Below are 3629 nucleotides of genomic sequence, written 5' to 3'. Positions count from 1 at the left end.
CAGTTCCGTAGAGTGGCTACGCGCTATGAGAGAAAGGCTAAGTACTATTTAGGGACGCTTCAATTAGCTGCTTCTATGATTTGGTTAGCGTAATTGTCAACGCCCCCTAGTGGGACATAACATCAAGATTATCCTACTTTTTCTTCTTCCCGTAATGTTAATACTTCATAACCTGTCTCTGTCACTAAAATAGTATGCTCCCATTGCGCTGATAGTTTTTTATCTCGAGTGACGACTGTCCAACCATCTTTCTTTGTTTTCGTTTTCTCTTTACCTTGATTAATCATTGGCTCTATCGTAAAAGTCATCCCAGGCTTAAGGGATAATCCACAGCCTTGATGGCCATAATGCAATACTTGTGGTAACTCATGCATTTCACGGCCTATCCCATGCCCACAATACTCTCGCACAACACTGTAACCAAAACCTTCAACATGACTTTGTATTGCATGGCCGACATCGCCTAACGTCGCACCGGGCTTAACACAGTGAATCCCCTTCCACATGGCATCATAAGTCACATTAACAAGTGTTCTTGCCAAAGGACTGGCTCCAGCTAATACATACATTTTACTTGAGTCAGCGATAAAGCCTTCTTTCTCCAAAGTAATATCCACATTCACGATATCTGTTACTTTGAGTTTATAATGGACACTGGGTATCCCATGACAAACCACTTCATTAACCGAAGTGTTCAATACATACTGATAACCATATTGCCCTTTGCTGGCGGGACGGGCCTTTAACTGATTAATGATAAAATCTTCAACTTTATCATTAATGTCCATTGTGGTTATCCCCACGTTCATCACCCCATCAAGCATCGCAAAAACCTGAGCCAATAATTGACCCGATTGCCGCATTAAATCAGCTTCTTGTGGAGACTTAATATGGATCTCAGTCATGAATAATCCCTTCTAATACCACATTCTCTTTTTTAAGTTGTTGTTGTATTAATGCATTAAATGTCATTGACGGATTCAACTCAGCAAGCATACCCATTTTAATCCAAAATTCCGCTTGAGAATTGATGGATCTTGACATCACTTGACTCGATTTTCTTATTTCTTCATGTAAAGCATCTGAAATTTTGACGATTTCCATCACACTCACCCCACACAAGACCATACGATCTATAGTAATACACATACGAAACGTACATGAATCGTATACTCACATCAAGAAAATGTTTCTAAGTGACTGATGACTATCAAGCGTGTATCACACGATATTAGAAAGCTGACAGCGAATAATGAAACAATATTTTGATTTAATCAGTAATAATTGAAAATTATTGGTTAAAAAAATGATAAGTTCAATAAAAAAAATAAAAATAATAATGATTAAATTAACTTTGATTCACTAAAACTCCATTAAAAAAAAGACTAAACCTATTTGTATTAAATAGATAATTACACATTAACAAATAATAAAGTTAATCATTGTATCAAAATAATAATAATAATTAACTTCAATGCAAAAAACGAAGAACCTGAAAAGTAAAAAATAAAACTATAAAAACAACGAGTTAGAAATACATTAATTATTTATCTGAAAATAACGAAATAAAATTAACAACCCAACATTAATGAAGAATATTATTGCTTAGTTATTTACAATCAAAGTGAGATGCCGTTATATTGAATATGTGCCTTAAGTACTTAATTAAAAATCTTCAAAGATTGATTTTAGCCCTTTAGACAGCGCGAACTCATGCGCTATCAGGTGATCGGTATATTGAGATAGGTTGAAAATAAAACAAAATACAGAACAACTTTAACTCTGGTATTTATCACTAAATTTAAAGTTCTCATTTAAAGGTCTCTCATTTTTCGTCATTAATTTTTAAAGAACGTAAAAAACCACGTTAAACAGACACTAATATTAATAATAGTATCCATCAAAATTACAATGTAATTAATATTAACAAAAAACATAATACGTTAAATATTCTGCATTAAATAACCTCTAATAATAACGATAATTGAAGTAAGAGATCACCATGATAAAATCAAGAGAAAAGCATCAAATATCACTGTTTAGTGCTGTGTTACTATGTTGTACCTGTATGGTCGGTTCCGGTTGGTTATTTAGCTCCCAGTTAGTGGCTCAAAATGCAGGGAATTATGCTTTTCTCTCCTGGATTGTCGCTGCCGTTATTATTATCGGTATCGGTACCTGCTTATCCGCTGTGGTTACCCAACATCCTCATAGAGGAGCAACCACAAGAATGAGTGCAATTAGTCACAATGCAATGTTTGGTATTCCCTTTGCTTTTGCTAATTGGTTCGGGATAGCCGTCGTCATTGCCACTGAAGCACAAGCAACCACTCAATATCTTGCCCCCTTTCTAGGCAAGGGCATCATGCATAATGGTTCTCTCAGTATCACCGGTAAAGCAATCGGTGTTGGTTTACTCTGTCTCTATTTACTGATCAATTGGTATGGTTTAAAACTCCTTTCCAGAGTCAATAATATCATTACTGTTCTTAAAATTTTTACCCCTCTATTCGTTATCACTATCTTATTAGTCTCTCATATCGATATCAGCAATTTCACTCAAATAGACAATAGTAGTTACTCTTCTAAAGATATTATCACCGCCATTGTGACCTCTGGGATGATATATTCTTTTAATGGCTTCCAAGTCATCGCCTCATTTGCAAGTGAAATCAAAAACCCGAAGAAAAATATCCCATTAACCATCATAATATCGGTTTTAATTGTTTTAGCCTTTTATTTATTATTACAATTTACCTTTATGGCCGCCGTGCCAAAAGAAATGCTTACCCATGGCTGGGTAGGGGTCAATATGGACTCACCCATTGTCGGTTTAACCATGGTATTGGGTCTCAACTTTTTAATGTTATTATTACTGGCTGACAGCGTCATAGCACCTTCTGCGGTAGGTTATACTTATCTTGGCACATCATCACGCATGCTATTTGCTATGTCGAAAGAGAAACAAGCCCCTGGATTTTTAAGTCGCCATATCAATCCCAAAAGAGGATTCTCGGTGCCTTCCATGATGGTGAACTTCACCATTGCCGTTATTTTTTTATTGCAAGCACAAAGTTGGGCAGGACTCATGGTGATCGTCACCATGTTACATCTTATCGGTTACATGGCGGCCCCCATTAGCATGTCGGCACTCAACCCTAAAACCAAACCTTTTGGCTTAATCATATTCATCATTATCACCATATTAATGATGACGGTTCCCGCCCATGATATTCTATTAAGCAATATCGTCATAACGACACTTTCTGTCGGTTACATGATCATACACGGACGTAAACACATCAAAGAAAGCTTAATGTTTGGTAGTCCTTTCTTATTGTTTTTATGGTCTGTCTATTTTAGCCACTCCATGATAATAGCCTCAATATTGGCTGTCATATTCTTTCTCTTTGTTACTCATTCTCGCTATGTTGACACTTGTCGTCACTATCGTAATAAACAGCGGCAGCAACCTCATCCAACAGAAAAAATAGCGCAAACCTAAAATCAGTTAACTGACCTCCGGCAAAGCCGGAGGCTTATTTGGGTGACGCCCTAAAAGGGCTTAAGTCCGTGCCCAAGGCACTATCTACATTCCGAGTTTTAATTGATCCCGATGAATGTCATTT

At 36.5% G+C, this 3629-nt stretch carries 3 protein-coding genes; 1 reads left to right on the top strand and 2 read right to left on the bottom strand.

Going from position 1 to position 3629, the window contains the following annotated elements; all coding sequences use genetic code 11:
• Window positions 1-128: 128 nt before the first annotated feature.
• Together map and L2764_RS26280 are read right to left on the bottom strand one after the other, a co-directional pair.
• Complete coding sequence (map, locus tag L2764_RS26285) at window positions 129-905, bottom strand: type I methionyl aminopeptidase (RefSeq protein ID WP_248943300.1); 777 nt, start codon at window positions 903-905, stop codon at window positions 129-131.
• The gene (locus L2764_RS26280; RefSeq protein ID WP_248943299.1) at window positions 898-1104 is read right to left on the bottom strand and encodes a ParD-like family protein; all 207 of its coding nucleotides are present in this window, start codon (window positions 1102-1104) and stop codon (window positions 898-900) included. Before L2764_RS26280 ends, map begins: the two co-directional genes overlap by 8 nt.
• A gap of 898 nt (window positions 1105-2002) precedes the next feature.
• Here L2764_RS26280 and L2764_RS26275 point away from each other — a divergent pair.
• Entirely contained in the window at window positions 2003-3505 is a 1503-nt protein-coding gene (locus L2764_RS26275; RefSeq protein ID WP_248943298.1) for an APC family permease, read from the top strand.
• The last annotated feature ends 124 nt before the right edge of the window (window positions 3506-3629 follow it).

Origin of the sequence: Shewanella surugensis, assembly GCF_023284005.1 — a bacterium.
Classification (GTDB): domain Bacteria; phylum Pseudomonadota; class Gammaproteobacteria; order Enterobacterales; family Shewanellaceae; genus Shewanella; species Shewanella surugensis.
This window is presented reverse-complemented; position numbering and strand designations above follow the sequence as displayed.